The 13,522-nt window shown below is 60.8% G+C and carries 12 protein-coding genes; 3 read left to right on the top strand and 9 right to left on the bottom strand.

The window, feature by feature from the left end:
• The first annotated feature begins 108 nt into the window (after positions 1-108).
• Positions 109-1,035, top strand: a complete 927-nt coding sequence (locus FBX99_RS10210; protein ID WP_144927068.1) for a GGDEF domain-containing protein — start codon at positions 109-111, stop codon at positions 1,033-1,035.
• Positions 1,036-1,222: 187 nt separating this feature from the next.
• Here FBX99_RS10210 and FBX99_RS10205 read toward each other — a convergent pair whose 3' ends face one another.
• From FBX99_RS10205 to FBX99_RS10175, 7 genes are all read right to left on the bottom strand, one after another.
• Positions 1,223-1,993, bottom strand: a complete 771-nt coding sequence (locus tag FBX99_RS10205) for a TenA family transcriptional regulator (RefSeq protein WP_371921412.1) — start codon at positions 1,991-1,993, stop codon at positions 1,223-1,225.
• 80 nt (positions 1,994-2,073) lie between these two features.
• Complete coding sequence (locus FBX99_RS10200) at positions 2,074-4,533, bottom strand: EAL domain-containing protein (RefSeq protein ID WP_144927062.1); 2,460 nt, start codon at positions 4,531-4,533, stop codon at positions 2,074-2,076.
• Positions 4,534-4,723: 190 nt separating this feature from the next.
• Complete coding sequence (locus FBX99_RS10195; protein ID WP_144927058.1) at positions 4,724-6,550, bottom strand: ABC transporter ATP-binding protein; 1,827 nt, start codon at positions 6,548-6,550, stop codon at positions 4,724-4,726.
• Positions 6,543-7,145: a DsbA family protein gene (locus FBX99_RS10190; RefSeq protein ID WP_178111890.1), complete on the bottom strand. Its 603-nt coding sequence runs from the start codon at positions 7,143-7,145 to the stop codon at positions 6,543-6,545. Before FBX99_RS10190 ends, FBX99_RS10195 begins: the two co-directional genes overlap by 8 nt.
• A gap of 36 nt (positions 7,146-7,181) precedes the next feature.
• Complete coding sequence (locus FBX99_RS10185; protein WP_144927052.1) at positions 7,182-8,123, bottom strand: rhodanese-related sulfurtransferase; 942 nt, start codon at positions 8,121-8,123, stop codon at positions 7,182-7,184.
• Positions 8,124-8,292: 169 nt separating this feature from the next.
• Positions 8,293-8,592, bottom strand: coding sequence for a BolA family transcriptional regulator (locus tag FBX99_RS10180; protein WP_144927049.1), 300 nt, complete (start codon positions 8,590-8,592; stop codon positions 8,293-8,295).
• A gap of 12 nt (positions 8,593-8,604) precedes the next feature.
• Positions 8,605-9,132: a DUF2059 domain-containing protein gene (locus FBX99_RS10175; RefSeq protein WP_047701603.1), complete on the bottom strand. Its 528-nt coding sequence runs from the start codon at positions 9,130-9,132 to the stop codon at positions 8,605-8,607.
• 192 nt (positions 9,133-9,324) lie between these two features.
• Here FBX99_RS10175 and FBX99_RS10170 point away from each other — a divergent pair, with 192 nt between their 5' ends.
• Positions 9,325-10,719 (top strand): class II fumarate hydratase, encoded by a 1,395-nt coding sequence (locus FBX99_RS10170; RefSeq protein WP_145131390.1) that lies wholly within the window; start codon positions 9,325-9,327, stop codon positions 10,717-10,719.
• Between the two features lie 155 nt (positions 10,720-10,874).
• Here the strand turns inward: FBX99_RS10170 and FBX99_RS10165 are convergent, their stop codons facing one another.
• Positions 10,875-11,837 carry a DMT family transporter gene (locus FBX99_RS10165; RefSeq protein WP_144927043.1) on the bottom strand — a complete coding sequence of 321 codons (963 nt, stop codon included), beginning with the start codon at positions 11,835-11,837 and terminating at the stop codon, positions 10,875-10,877.
• Between the two features lie 200 nt (positions 11,838-12,037).
• Between FBX99_RS10165 and FBX99_RS10160 the strand changes: the two genes are divergently transcribed.
• Positions 12,038-12,235, top strand: a complete 198-nt coding sequence (locus FBX99_RS10160; protein WP_047701605.1) for a DUF6316 family protein — start codon at positions 12,038-12,040, stop codon at positions 12,233-12,235.
• A 74-nt stretch (positions 12,236-12,309) separates the two neighbouring features.
• Here the strand turns inward: FBX99_RS10160 and FBX99_RS10155 are convergent, their stop codons facing one another.
• Positions 12,310-13,494: a thiolase family protein gene (locus tag FBX99_RS10155; RefSeq protein ID WP_144927040.1), complete on the bottom strand. Its 1,185-nt coding sequence runs from the start codon at positions 13,492-13,494 to the stop codon at positions 12,310-12,312.
• Between the last annotated feature and the right edge of the window lie 28 nt (positions 13,495-13,522).

Genomic DNA, 13,522 nt, shown 5'->3' with positions numbered 1-13,522 from the left:
CTAGACTCAAATCAGCGTCCTACGGGACTGACGGGCCTGTACGACACGCAGCCCCAAGCCACCGCACCCAGCCTGCCAGGACAGATTTTGCTTAGGGGCTTACGCCAAATGAAAACGCCCATCCAGACCAACGCGATTGATTTCGACAGCGCCAAACTGCAGCGCCTGGGCCTCGGTCAACCGTCACCGCTCGTCGCGCGGTCCGTCAGTCTTTCGCAGCTGCGTCAGCAATTGAGTCAGCAATTGCAGACCAGCCTGGAACCACAGCGGATTCTGGGTCTGTTTTTCCGTGAAGCTCAACGACTGGTACCACTGGATGCGCTGGCCTATCAACACAAGCCCAGCGACCTGCGGCTGGAGTTCGGTCAGCGTGGGCATCACCTGCTCAGCTACAACCTCAGCCACGAAGACGAACAGCTAGGCGAACTCGTGTTCCGTCGCAATCAGCGCTTCAGCGATGCGGAGCAGAGTGATCTCGAGTCACTGATGTCCACCCTGTTGTTTCCACTGCGCAACGCCCTGCTCTACCGCGCCGCAACCCAGAGCGCCCTGCGCGATCCGTTGACCGGGACCGGCAACCGCATCGCCATGGACCAGGTCATGGAGCGGGAAATCGACATGGCCAGGCGTCACATGCAACCACTGTCGTTGCTGATGCTCGACATCGATCACTTCAAGCGCATCAACGATACCTACGGCCATGGCGCCGGCGATGAGGTGCTCAAGGCCGTTGCCGAGTCGATCAAGGATCAATTGCGCAACGTGGATATGGTGTTCAGGTTCGGTGGTGAGGAGTTCCTGATCCTGCTTTCCAATACCAGCCGGGAAGCCGCTGCCACGATTGGCGAGCGACTGCGCTATGCAGCCCAATTGCAGGAGTATTTCGCTGCCGGTGTCAGGATCGAGCTGACGGTCAGCCTCGGCTGCGCGACACTGTTGCCGGGTGAGTCCATAGAAAGCCTGCTGCGCCGGGTCGACAGCGCGTTGTATGTGGCCAAGCGCGAAGGACGGAACCGATTGGAAATGGCGGGTTGAATGAGCGAGCCAGGCCTGGCAGAAAACCGAACCTGAAGCCAACACAACTTTATTGTTTGGGCTGACGCTCACTCAAACCAAATGTGGGGGCGAGCCTGCTCGCGATAGCGCTCCAACAGCCAACCTCCCCGTTGGCGGCCCGAGCACTTCGCGGAGCAAACTCGCCCCCACATCGGTCAACTAAACATCAGCTCCCGGCCAGCGCCAGGCGCTCGCGAGGGGATGCCGACTTTCCGGCAGACTCCGACTGTTCCAGTTGCATGCAACGCTCCAGAAACAGGTACATGTAATCGTAGCTCTTGCACACCGCCTGACGCAGTTCGGCCTGCAGGGCCTTGCTCGGATTCATGCCCGCCAGCGTGCAGATGATCTCCAGCGCTTCCCACGGATGGGCATCGTCGTACTGGGCATGCATCTTCAGCCATTTCATGGCGCGCTTGCGCTCTTCATCGGCGAAGGCCGCCGCGTAGATGCCGCTGGAACACACCACCGCCGACCACTCACCGGTCGCGCCTTCAATGGCATAGTTGGTCGCCGCGATTGCCACGATCAGCGGGTCCGAAGAGCTGGTGTGCCAGCACCAATGGCTCAATGCGTGGAGTTCAGGCGGCACCTGCTGTGCCTGCAGGTCCTCAAGCGTCACACCGTGGGCGGCGCTCCAGTTCACCCAGTAGTCGGCGTGATTGAGTTCGACACGAATGTTGCGCATCAGCCAACGCCGGGCCATATCCTCGCCGGGGTGGCGGGCAAAGCGAGTCTTGGTGAGGTTCTGTGCCATGTATAAAGCGAACTGTTCAACGACCGGCCAACCACCGATAAGGTAGTGGCGCATGGTCCTGGCGCTGAGCTTGTTATCGCGCATGCGTTGATACAGCTCGTGTTCGACAACCCGGCGCTTGCTCTCGCCGCAATCGGCAATGAGCTGCTGTGCCCATTGTGGATAGCTTTTGGCGTCCATGAGCGGGCCTGTTCGGTTGAATGTGTCGATCACTGTCGGGCTCCTTTTGATTGTGATTTTTTTCCGGATCAACAAGAGGCTCAGCGGAACGTGCCGGGGGCCTTGAATAACAACGGCTGGGGCCGGGCCGGCCTGCACTGCAACGTATCACAGGTAAACAACTGCGGGCGCTCGATGACATACCCCTGAGCGTAATCCACTCCAATCTCCAGCAATGCCTGCTCGATCTGGGCAGTTTCCACAAACTCGGCAATGGTGCGCTTACCCATGACGTGGCCGATGTGGTTGATCACTTCGACCATTGCACGGTTAATCGGGTCGTCCAGCATATCCTTTACGAAACTCCCGTCGATCTTCAGGAAGTCTACAGGTAAATGTTTCAGGTAAGCGAATGAAGACATTCCGGCGCAAAAATCATCCAGCGAAAAGTAACAACCCAAGCTCTTGAGTTCATTGATAAAGCGAATGGCACTGCCCAAATTCGAAATAGCGCTGGTCTCTGTAATTTCAAAACAAATCATTTCCGGCGGAATCGAATAGGCTGCGAACTGTTTACGCAGGAAGTCGAGGAACGCCTGATCTCCGATAGTCGTGCCTGACAGATTGATCGCACACATGGCCAAGGGCCCCTGCCGCGACTCGTTCAAGCACTGGCGAATGATCTTGAAGACATTTTCCACTACCCAACGGTCCAGGGACGTCATCAGGCCATAGCGCTCCGCCGCAGGAATGAAGCTGTCCGGCAGAATCATCCGCCCGGCCTCATCGTGCAGGCGCAACAGGATCTCAATGTGCCCGCCACCGTGTTCTCCCGGACCCAGCGCCGCAATTTCCTGGGCATACAGGCAGAAACGGTTTTCCTCCAGCGCCATGTGCAAGCGCTGGACCCAGGCCATCTCACCGAAACGCAGAGACAGCTCCGAATCGTCGGCATGGTAGACCTGGACTCGGTTGCGCCCCTTTTCCTTGGCCATGTAGCAAGCCATGTCGGCGGCGCGCAGGGAGGCTTCCAGGGTCGTCGGGTTCTGGGCGATGTGCACCAGGCCGATGCTCACGGTGGTCACAAACGGTCGGCCTTTCCAGACAAAATGCAGGTTCTGCACGGTCTGGCGCAGCCCTTCGGCGATCTTCTCCGCCGCCTCCGGTGAACAATTTTCCAGCAAGATACCGAACTCATCCCCGCCCAACCGGGCCAGGGTGTCGTTTTCCCGCAGGCCCGATTGCAGCAACGCGCAGATGTGTCGCAACAATTCGTCACCCGCCGCGTGGCCGCAGGTATCGTTGACCAGTTTGAATTGGTCCAGGTCGAGGAACATCAAGGCATGGCGCCCGGCCTGGCGCGTGAGGTTATGCAGTGCCTGCTCGAGCCGGTATTCGAATTCCCGGCGATTCGCCAGGCCGGTGAGCGCGTCATGGGTGGCCTGCCACGACAGGTTGGCAATGTACTGACGCTCCTGGGTCATGTCGTGCAGGACCAGTACGGCGCCGCTGACCTTGCCCGCATGGCGGATCGGCGCCCCCACCAGGGTCACCGACACGGTGCTGCCATCCAGGCGCTGGATCAGTTTGGAATGTTCGCTGCCACCACCGAGCCGGCCGCTGAGGATGTGCTCGATCAGCGTCAGGCCCTCGGTCTGGGCATTGTCGTCGAGCAAATTGAACAGCGCGGCCAGGGGCAGTCCGGTGGCATGCTCGGCCTTCCAGTGGGTCATCGCCTCGGCAGCGGGATTCATGTAGGCAATGGCGCCTTCGACGTCGGTGGTGATGACGCCGTCGCCGATGGATTGCAAGGTGATCTGCGCCCGTTCCTTCTCCAGTTGCAAAGCGTTGGCGAACACCTGTCGTTGAGCCAATAACTTGTGGGTACGCAACAAAGCCAGGACGATGAGCCCCAGCGCAGTGGCGAAGTTGGTCACCAGCAACAGGCGCAGGATAAAGCGCGATCCCTCCCCCAGCGCGTCGCTGAAAGCCTTGGCGGCCGGGGTGACGGAGTCGTTGATGGCAAAGATCTGCGCCTTCCAGCCGCGCACATCGTTTTCTGAAGCAGTCCCTTCGGTAATGCTGTCATGCATCTGCCGGGCAACGTTATCCAACTCGATCAGATAGCCGTCGCCCACCGTCCAGAGATCGATGGCTTCCTCCAGGTAACTGAAGTGACGGAAATTCAAATACAGCCAGATCAGGCTGGACACGTCGTCCGGGTGGTTTCCCCCTTGGAGGATGCCCGCCCGCGCCGCCTCCAGGTCCGGTGGCTGACGATCCAGCGCTACACGCAGGTCATGTCCGCCCTCGGGCACGGCAATGGCTTGCTGGTATTTGCGGAAAATCGCCTCATCACGGCTGTCGGCATAGAGGTTGAGGTAGTAAATGGCGTCTTTCTGCCCCTTGGACCAGAGGCTTTCCCCCGCGACATAGCCGCGAACGGCCGACAATACATAGAGGCTGACGCCCCCAAGCAATGCCTGAAATAGCACAACGGCAATGAAGGGCCAGACGATGCCCAACAACCGAGGCGTTCCGAGAGTCCGCTTTTGCTTCATGAGGTCCCTTGCACAGGCATTACCAATGAGCACCCGGGAGAAATCCGCTTCTGATTCCAGAGCCTAGGCCAGTTTTCGCTCCTTGGAACGGCTGGATCCAGGGATCGACAGGCTTTGGGTGGAAATTCGAAGAAACCGGGGGCTTTTGGCTGACTTTTTTGGATACTAAGCGCAGAAAATCACAGGAAACTCAAGGCTGCTGTATCTGTTGCAAATGACCGTAGAGTCGAGCGTACAGGCCGCCCTCGGCAATCAACTGCAAATGGTCGCCGTCTTCGGCGATTTGCCCCCCGTCGAACACCAATACCCGATCCGCCTGTTTCACGGCTGACAACCGGTGGGCGATGATCAGCGTGGTGCGCCCGCTCAGGAATCTCGACAAGGCCTGATGAAGGTTGTACTCGGTGGCGGCGTCCAGTGCGGAGGTCGCCTCGTCGAGAATCACCACCCGCGGCTCGGCCAATACCATGCGGGCGATGGCCAGGCGTTGACGCTGCCCACCGGACAGCCGCACCCCGGACCGCCCGACCACACTCTCCAGCCCCAGGGGCAACGCGCGCACCGTGGTATCGAGCTGAGCGATGGTCAATGCCCGCCAGCACGCTTCGTCACTGCAGTCGCGGCCCATGGAGAGGTTGGCCCGCACCGTGTCGTTGAACAAGGCAGGATGCTGCAGCACCACCGCGACATTTTCACGGATGGTTTCCAGGCCGATTTCCTGCTGCGTGGCGCCGCCAAACCGGATGCTGCCCGACTGCGGCGTATACAAGCCCAGCAATAGCTGCACCAGGGTGCTCTTACCGCCACCACTGGCACCGACGATGGCGACCTTTTCGCCAGGGGAGATAGACAGGTTCAACTGGTCGAGCACCAGTTCCTCGCCATAGCCGAAGCTCAAGTCCTGGATGTCGATGCCCACGGTATCGCGGCCCTTGAACGGGTCGACACCGCCGCTGTACTGCGGTTCGTCGGCCCGGGCCAGGAGTTCGTTGATCCGGCTCAACGCGCCGCCGGCCGCGTAATAGGCGTACTGAAGGTTCAACAGCTGTTCCACCGGACCGATCATGAACCAGAGGTAGCTGAACACCGCCAGCATCTGGCCGATGGACAGGTCGGAAAACAGTACCGTGAGCATCGCCGCCGCACGGAAGATGTCAATGCCGAACTGGAACAGCAAGCCACTGGCCCGGCCCGACGCATCGCTTTTCCACTGGGAATTGACCGCATAGTCGCGCACCTCCCGGGCGCGCTGCCCCAGGCGCCCGAGGAAAAATCCCTGGCGGTTACCGGCACGCACCTCCTGGATCGCATCCAGGGTTTCGGTCAATGCCTGGGTGAAGCGCGAGGTGCTGTCGTTCTCGAGCTTCTTGAGGTGCTTGACCCGCTTGCCCAACTGCACCGTGGCGTAGATTACCAGCGGATTGAACAGCAGGATCAGCAGCGCCAGTTTCCAGTGCATCCACATCAGGATGCCGGCGGTGCCCACCAGCGTCAGCATTGCTACCAGAAAACGGCTAAGGGTTTCGCCGACGAATTTATCGAGGGTGTCCAGGTCGGTGACCAAGTGAGCGGCCACGGTACCGCTGCCCAGGCTTTCGTATTCCCCCAGGGAAATCCGCTTGAGGCGCTCGATCAGGCGGATGCGGATGCGATAGACGATGTCTTTGGCGAGCCTGGCGAACAAACGCGCCTGTAGCACGTTGAACAGCAGCGCCCCGCATCGAAGGGTCAGGGTCATCAGCAGCATCAGCCCGATATAGCCGGCAGCCGTTTGCCAAGCCGTAGGCAAGGCGTGGTTCATCACCTTCAAGGCGGCGTCGCCCCGCCCCAGCAGTACTTCGTCCACCAACAATGGCAACAGCAAGGGGATCGGCACGCTGCACAGCGTCGCCAGCACGGCCACGCCGTTGGCTATCCACAGGGCTTTTTTGTGTTTGAGGGCCAGGCGACGGATTTCCGCCCAGCTCAATCGATCGACGCGCTGTGGCTCCGAGGCGCCATCCGGCAGGTCAGGCACAGGCCGCACGCTCCAGCCAGCGGCCAAGCAATGGAGACAGTTGGCCCAGGGGCTGGTAACCGTTGGTGAGCAGGGCCAATTGGCCGTCGCGTTCGGCCAGCAGCGTGGGGAAACCGGCAATGCCGAGATCCTGCACCCAGGTGAAATCCGCGGCTGTGGCCGCATGCTGCTCGGCGCTGTCGAACGCTGTGGCAAATTCGATGCGTGGCAGGCCGGCCTGTTCGGCCAGTTCCACCAGGACGCTGGCACGGGTCACGTCGCGCCCCTGCACATAAAAAGCCTGTTGGATCAGCTTCACCAGCTTCCAGGCCAGGTCGGGCGCCAGGCTTCGGGCCGTCACCACCGCCCGACAGGCCGGCTCGGTGTCATAGACGAAACCGTCCGGCAACGCGTCCTCCAGCTTGAATAGCTGGCCGGTAGCCTGGGTGACAGCCTGCCAGTGCTCGAGGATGTAACGCCGGGTAGTGGGCTCCAGCGCCGAACCACTGCCCGTACGCAACCCGCCCACCACCAGATGCAGTTCAACGCTCTGGGCCTGCGCCTGCTCGACCAATGCTTCGGCCACCGGCGCAAAGCCCCAGCACCAGGAACACATCGGGTCCATGACATACAGCAGGCGTGGCGGCATGGTTCAGGCCTCGGAGGATGATTGCTTGTAGTTGTAGCCGATCGGGTGCGGCATGTTGCGAGCCTTGGCCAATTCGATCTGCTTTTGCCGGTCGATGGCACTGCGGCGGGTCTTCTCGCTCAGCTTGTCCCAGCAATGCGGGCAACTGATGCCAGGCACGTAGTGCTCCGAAGCGCGATCTTCCAGGCTCACCGGTGTACGGCACGCATGACATTGATCGTAGTCGCCTTCGCTGAGATCGTGGCGAACGGTCACGCGGTTATCGAATACAAAGCAGTCGCCGCGCCATTTGGTTTCTTCCTGGGGAACTTCTTCGAGGTATTTCAGGATGCCACCCTTGAGGTGGAAGACCTCGTCGAACCCCTGGCTGAGCATATAGCTGGAAGCCTTCTCGCAGCGGATGCCGCCGGTGCAGAACATCGCGACTTTCTTGTGCTTGGCCGGATCGAAGTTGGCCTTGATGTAGTCGGGAAATTCGCGAAAGCTGGTGGTCTTGGGATCGATTGCGCCTTCGAATGTCCCGATGGACACTTCGTAGTCGTTACGGGTATCGATCAGCAACACTTCCGGATCGCTGATCAGCGCGTTCCAGTCCTGGGGTTCGACATAAGTGCCGACCTGCTTGTTCGGATCCACGCCTTCGACGCCGAGGGTGACGATTTCCTTCTTGAGCTTGACCTTGGTGCGGTAGAACGGCTGTTCGTCGCAGTACGACTCCTTGTGATCGATGTCGATCATGCGCGGGTCGTTCTTGAGCCAGGTCAGCAAGCCGTCGATGCCTTCGCGGGTGCCGGAGACCGTGCCGTTGATGCCTTCTTCGGCGATCAGCAGGGTGCCTTTGATACCGTTATCGAGCATCGCCTTGAGCAAGGGCTCACGCAGCTCGACGTAATCTTCCAGGGTGACGAACTTATACAGTGCCGCCACGACAATGGGTTGTGTCATGGGTATTTCTCCAGGTGGCTACCCTCGTAAGGGGTGAACCGGATGCAAAAAAAACGCGCCGGGTCAGCGGCGCGTTGCGGATTCTAGCAAAAACTCGTGGGTTGCAGGACTATGAGGTCGGGGCTTTATACAAATCCCCTCGCCACAAAAGCCCCCAACTCACCGTCAATCAGTGCTTACTGCCACCGGCACAGGTCGGCGAAGCCGGGGCGGCGTCGATCTGCGCCCACTCCTCGGGGGTGTAGGTGTGCAGCGCCAACGCATGGAATTCGCCCATCAGCTCACCCAGCGTGCCGTAGACCTTCTGGTGGCGCTTGACCCGATTGAGCCCTTCGAACTGCCGGCTCACCACCACCGCCTTGAAGTGGGTCTGTAGCCCGCGGCTGTGCATGTGGCTTTCATCCAGCACTTGCAGGTGTTCAGGCTGCAAGAGGCTGAGTGTCGATTCGATGCGTTGTTGCATGCTCATTCCAGGCTCCGCTTACGGCTTTTTCTTGGCTGGGGCAGGCGCAGCGGATTTCGGCTCGAGCTCGGCGGTCATATCCGCCAGCAGCTTGTTGACCACCGGCACCGCGCTTTCCAGCTTGGCCTGGGTCAGTTGGGCCGACTGCTGGGTCAGTTGCGGCATTTTTTCCAGGACTTTCTTGCCCAGCGGCGACTGATAGAAAGCCACCAGGTCCTTGAGCTCCGACTCGCTGAAGTTGGTGGTGTAGAGCTGGACCATGTCCGGCTTGAGCTTGTTCCAGCCGATGGCTTGGTCAAGCGCGGCGTTGGCCTTGGCCTGGTAGGTTTCCAGGGTGGCTTTTTTCGACTCGGGAGCCTTGGTCTGTTCGAAGCGCTGGGCAAACATCTGTTGCACTTGCATGTACACCGGGGTGCCCAGCTTGTCAGCGTGCGCCAGGGTCAGGAATGCTTCGGCGCTGGCTTTGTGACTGGCGGTATCGGCGAGAACAGGGCCGCTGGCACACACCAGAGCAACTGCGGTACAGATGGCGCGAAGACGGGTCATCGAGTTTCCTTATCTAACTGGCGAGGTAAAATCCCAAGGGCGACCATTCTGCGCCTAAAAAACGCCAGGCCTCAACCCCGGTGCTTGCCGGTCCCGATTGACGGACCGAACCGACCACCCCTAGATTGACGGAACCGGTACCGCCCGACAGGGCCTAAACTGCGCATTCAGACCTATCAGGAGTTTGACCCAATGAGCCGTATCGAAACCGACAGCCTTGGCCAGGTTGAAGTCTCGGAGGACGCCTACTGGGGCGCCCAGACACAGCGTTCCATGATCAACTTCGCCATCGGTAACGAACGCATGCCGCTGTCGGTGCTGCATGCCCTGGCGCTGATCAAGAAAGCCGCCGCGCGGGTCAACGACCGCAACGGCGACTTGCCCGCCGACATCGCCCGGCTGATCGAACAGGCCGCCGACGAAGTACTGGATGGCCAGCATGACGACCAGTTCCCGCTGGTGGTCTGGCAGACCGGCAGCGGCACCCAGAGCAACATGAACGTCAACGAGGTGATCGCCGGGCGCGCCAACGAACTGGCGGGCAACCCCCGCGGCGGCAAGACCCCTGTGCATCCCAACGATCACGTCAACCGCTCCCAGAGCTCCAACGACTGCTTCCCTACCGCCATGCACATCGCCGCCGTGCAGGCCGTCCACAAGCAATTGTTGCCGGCCATCAGCGAACTGTCCGGCGGGCTGGCGGAGCTGGCGGCGCGTCACCTGAAACTGGTCAAGACCGGCCGTACCCACATGATGGATGCCACGCCGATCACCTTCGGCCAGGAACTGTCAGCCTTCATTGCCCAGCTCGACTACGCCGAACGGGCAATCCGCGCCGCGCTGCCGGCGGTCTGCGAACTGGCCCAGGGCGGCACGGCGGTCGGCACCGGGCTCAATTCGCCCCACGGTTTCGGCGAGGCGATTGCCGCGGAACTGGCGGCGCTGTCCGGTCTGCCGTTCGTCACCGCGCCGAACAAGTTTGCGGCGTTGGCGGGGCACGAGCCCCTGACCACGCTGTCCGGCGCGCTGAAAACCCTGGCCGTGACCCTGATGAAAATCGCCAATGACCTGCGTCTGCTGGGCTCCGGCCCTCGGGCCGGCTTCGCCGAAGTGAAATTGCCCGCCAACGAGCCGGGCAGCTCCATCATGCCCGGCAAGGTCAACCCGACCCAGTGCGAAGCCCTGTCGATGCTGGCCTGCCAGGTCATGGGCAACGACGTGACCATCGGCTTTGCCGCCAGCCAGGGCCATTTGCAACTGAACGTGTTCAAGCCGGTGATCATCCACAACCTGCTGCAATCGATCCGCCTGCTGGCCGACGGCTGCAGCAACTTCCAGCAACACTGCATCGCCGGGCTCGAGCCCGATGGCGAGCAGATGGCCGCGCACCTGGAGCGCGGGTTGATGCTGGTGACGGCGTTGAACCCGCATATCGGCTACGACAAGTCCGCCGAGATCGCCAAGAAGGCCTACAGCGAAGGGCTGACCCTGCGCGAGGCTGCGTTGCATCTGGGCTATCTGACCGACGAGGAGTTCGATGCCTGGGTGCGGCCGGAAAACATGCTGGAGGCCGGTAGCCAGGGCTGAATCCTGGTTGACAGGGAGTTAGCCTTCGCGAGCAGGCTCGCTCCCACAAGGGATTCCAGTCGAACCCGGGACTTGCATACGCTGAAGATCTAATGTGGGAGCGAGCCTGCTCGCGATGAGGCCGGTCGACTCACATCACTGTCACCTTCAGGCCGCTACCGCTCCACAGCCAACCGCTCACGCCGGGCCCTGAGCCCGGCAATCAGCGAAGGCCCCAACGCCACCAGCGCTGATCCCACCACCACCAGCACCGCCCCGCCATACCCCAGCAGATTGATCTGCTCGGCATGCACATAGTCGGGCCACCACCAGGCAGCCACGGCCACCGCGGCGAAGGTCACCAGCGGCGTGATCGCCAGGGTCGCGCTGACTCGTGACGCCTCCCAATGAGCCAGGGCCTCGGCAAAGGCGCCATAGGCAATCAGGGTGTTGAGGCAACAGGCAAACAACAGCCAGCCTTGCAGAGGGCTCAGTTGCAGCGCTTCCAACGGGTGGGCCCACGGTGTGAGCAGCAACGCGCAGAACAGGTAGATCACCATCATCACCTGCAACGAATTCCACACCGTCAACAACTGCTTCTGGCCCAGGGCGTAGAACGTCCAGACCGCCGACGCCAGCAACACCATCAAGACCCCGGCGGTGTATTGGCTCAGGGAGGTCAGCAACTCGGCGAGGCGCTGGTTGAAAAACAGCGTGAAACCGATCAGCAGTACCAGCAGGCCAATCCCCTGCCCCAGGCTGAAACGTTCCTTGAATACAAAAAGGCTGGCGACCAGCAGCAGGATCGGCCCCATCTGCACCACCAATTGCGCGGTGCCGGGGCTCAGGCGATTCAGGCCCATCAGGTACAACACATAGTTGCCCACCAGCCCCAGCACCGCCATCGCCACCAACCAGCCACCCCGCGGACCGAGCACCTTGCGGCTGGGCAGGCGTCGGGTGGCCGCCAGATAAATGAACAGCAAGCCGCCGGACACCAGCAAGCGAAACCAGGTCACGGTGACCGGATCCATCACCTGCAACACCTGCTTGAGCTTGATCGGCAGGATTCCCCACAACAGGGCGGTCAACAGGGCGAGGAACAGGCCGTAGACCCAGCGACCGGACGAAATGTGCATGCAATCCCCGAGGCTCAAGAAAAGAGCGACTATTCTAGTGGGAGATGGCTTGGCGACACAGGGACAGTTACGTACTAACAGTTCAAAGGTCGTTTGCGGAAAGGAGAGATGGCACATTGCCGCCCATCGGCTGGCCAAGCGCCAGTTGATACCAACGAATAAACTTCACTCAACCGATTTTTAAGTTTCTTGGAGTCTCCATGCTCGGCAAACGCGCCCAGGACCTCACCCCTGCGATGGTCTTTCCCAGTGACCGGATCTGCCGGATAAACGGTGAATTTTATTTCAGTACCCGGGAAGGCACCCAGGAAGGACCGTTTGCCAGCCGTGAAGCCGCGGAGCAAGAGGTCGCGGCGTATATCGAGCGGATGCAGAAGGCGCTTGAGATCGCTAGCTGACAAAGGATTACCCAGACCTGTGGCGAGGGGATTTATCCCCTCGCCACAAATGGAATCTTTCCTCGGCTTCGTGTTTAACGCACCGCCTCGAACAACCCCGTCGCCCCCATCCCACCGCCCACGCACATGGTCACGATGCCATAGCGCAGGTTGCGCCGTTGCAGTTCCCGCACCAGATGGCCAACCTGGCGCGAACCGGTCATGCCGAACGGATGACCGATGGCAATCGAGCCGCCGTTGACGTTGTATTTCTCATTATCGATTTCCAGACGATCGCGGCTGTACAGGCACTGGGACGCGAACGCCTCATTAAGCTCCCACACATCGATGTCGGCGACCCGCAGGCCCTTGGCCTTGAGCAGTTTCGGTACTGAGAACACCGGACCGATGCCCATTTCGTCCGGCGCGCAACCGGCCACGGTGAAGCCGCGGAAAAACGCCTTGGGCTTGAGTCCCAGCGCCAGGGCTTTTTCCAGGCTCATCACCAGGGTCATCGAAGCGCCGTCGGACAGTTGCGATGAGTTGCCCGCCGTCACCGAACCGTCTTCGGCAAACACCGGCTTCAACCCGGCCAGGCTTTCATAGGTTGTGTCCGGACGGTTGCAATCGTCGCGGTCGACCACGCCGTCAAGCACCTGCACCGCGCCGGTGTTTTTATCTTCCACCCTGTACTTGACCGCCATCGGTACGATCTCGTCATCGAACAGCCCGGCCGCCTGGGCCCGGGCAGTGCGTTGCTGGCTCTGCAAGGCATAGCGGTCCTGGGCTTGGCGGCTGACCTGGTAACGGCGGGCGACGATCTCGGCGGTCTGGCCCATGGGGAAATAGATTCCCGGTACCTGTTCCTTGAGCAGCGGGTTGATCAGGTTGTCGGTGTTGACGCTTTTCATCGTCAGGCTGATGGACTCCACGCCACCGGCAACGATGATGTCGCTGCAACCGGAGGCAATCTGGTTGGCGGCAATGGCGATGGCTTGCAGGCCCGAGGAACAGAAGCGGTTGAGGGTCATGCCGGCGGTGCCGATGCCCAGTTGGGAGAGCACCGCCACGTTACGGCCGATGTTGTAGCCCTGGGCACCCTCGTTGGAGCCGGCACCGACAATGCAATCTTCGACACTGGCCGGGTCGATGTCGTTGCGCGTCAACAGCGCATCGACGCAATGGGCCGCCATGTCGTCCGGGCGGGTCATGTTGAACTTGCCGCGAAACGACTTGGCCAGGCCGGTCCGAACGCTGTCGACGATCACTACTTCTCGCATGGCGGTTCCTCATTGTTGTAGGCGGTCA

The organism is Pseudomonas sp. SJZ074, from assembly GCF_007828215.1.
In the GTDB taxonomy this organism is placed as follows: Bacteria; Pseudomonadota; Gammaproteobacteria; order Pseudomonadales; family Pseudomonadaceae; genus Aquipseudomonas.
This window is presented reverse-complemented; position numbering and strand designations above follow the sequence as displayed.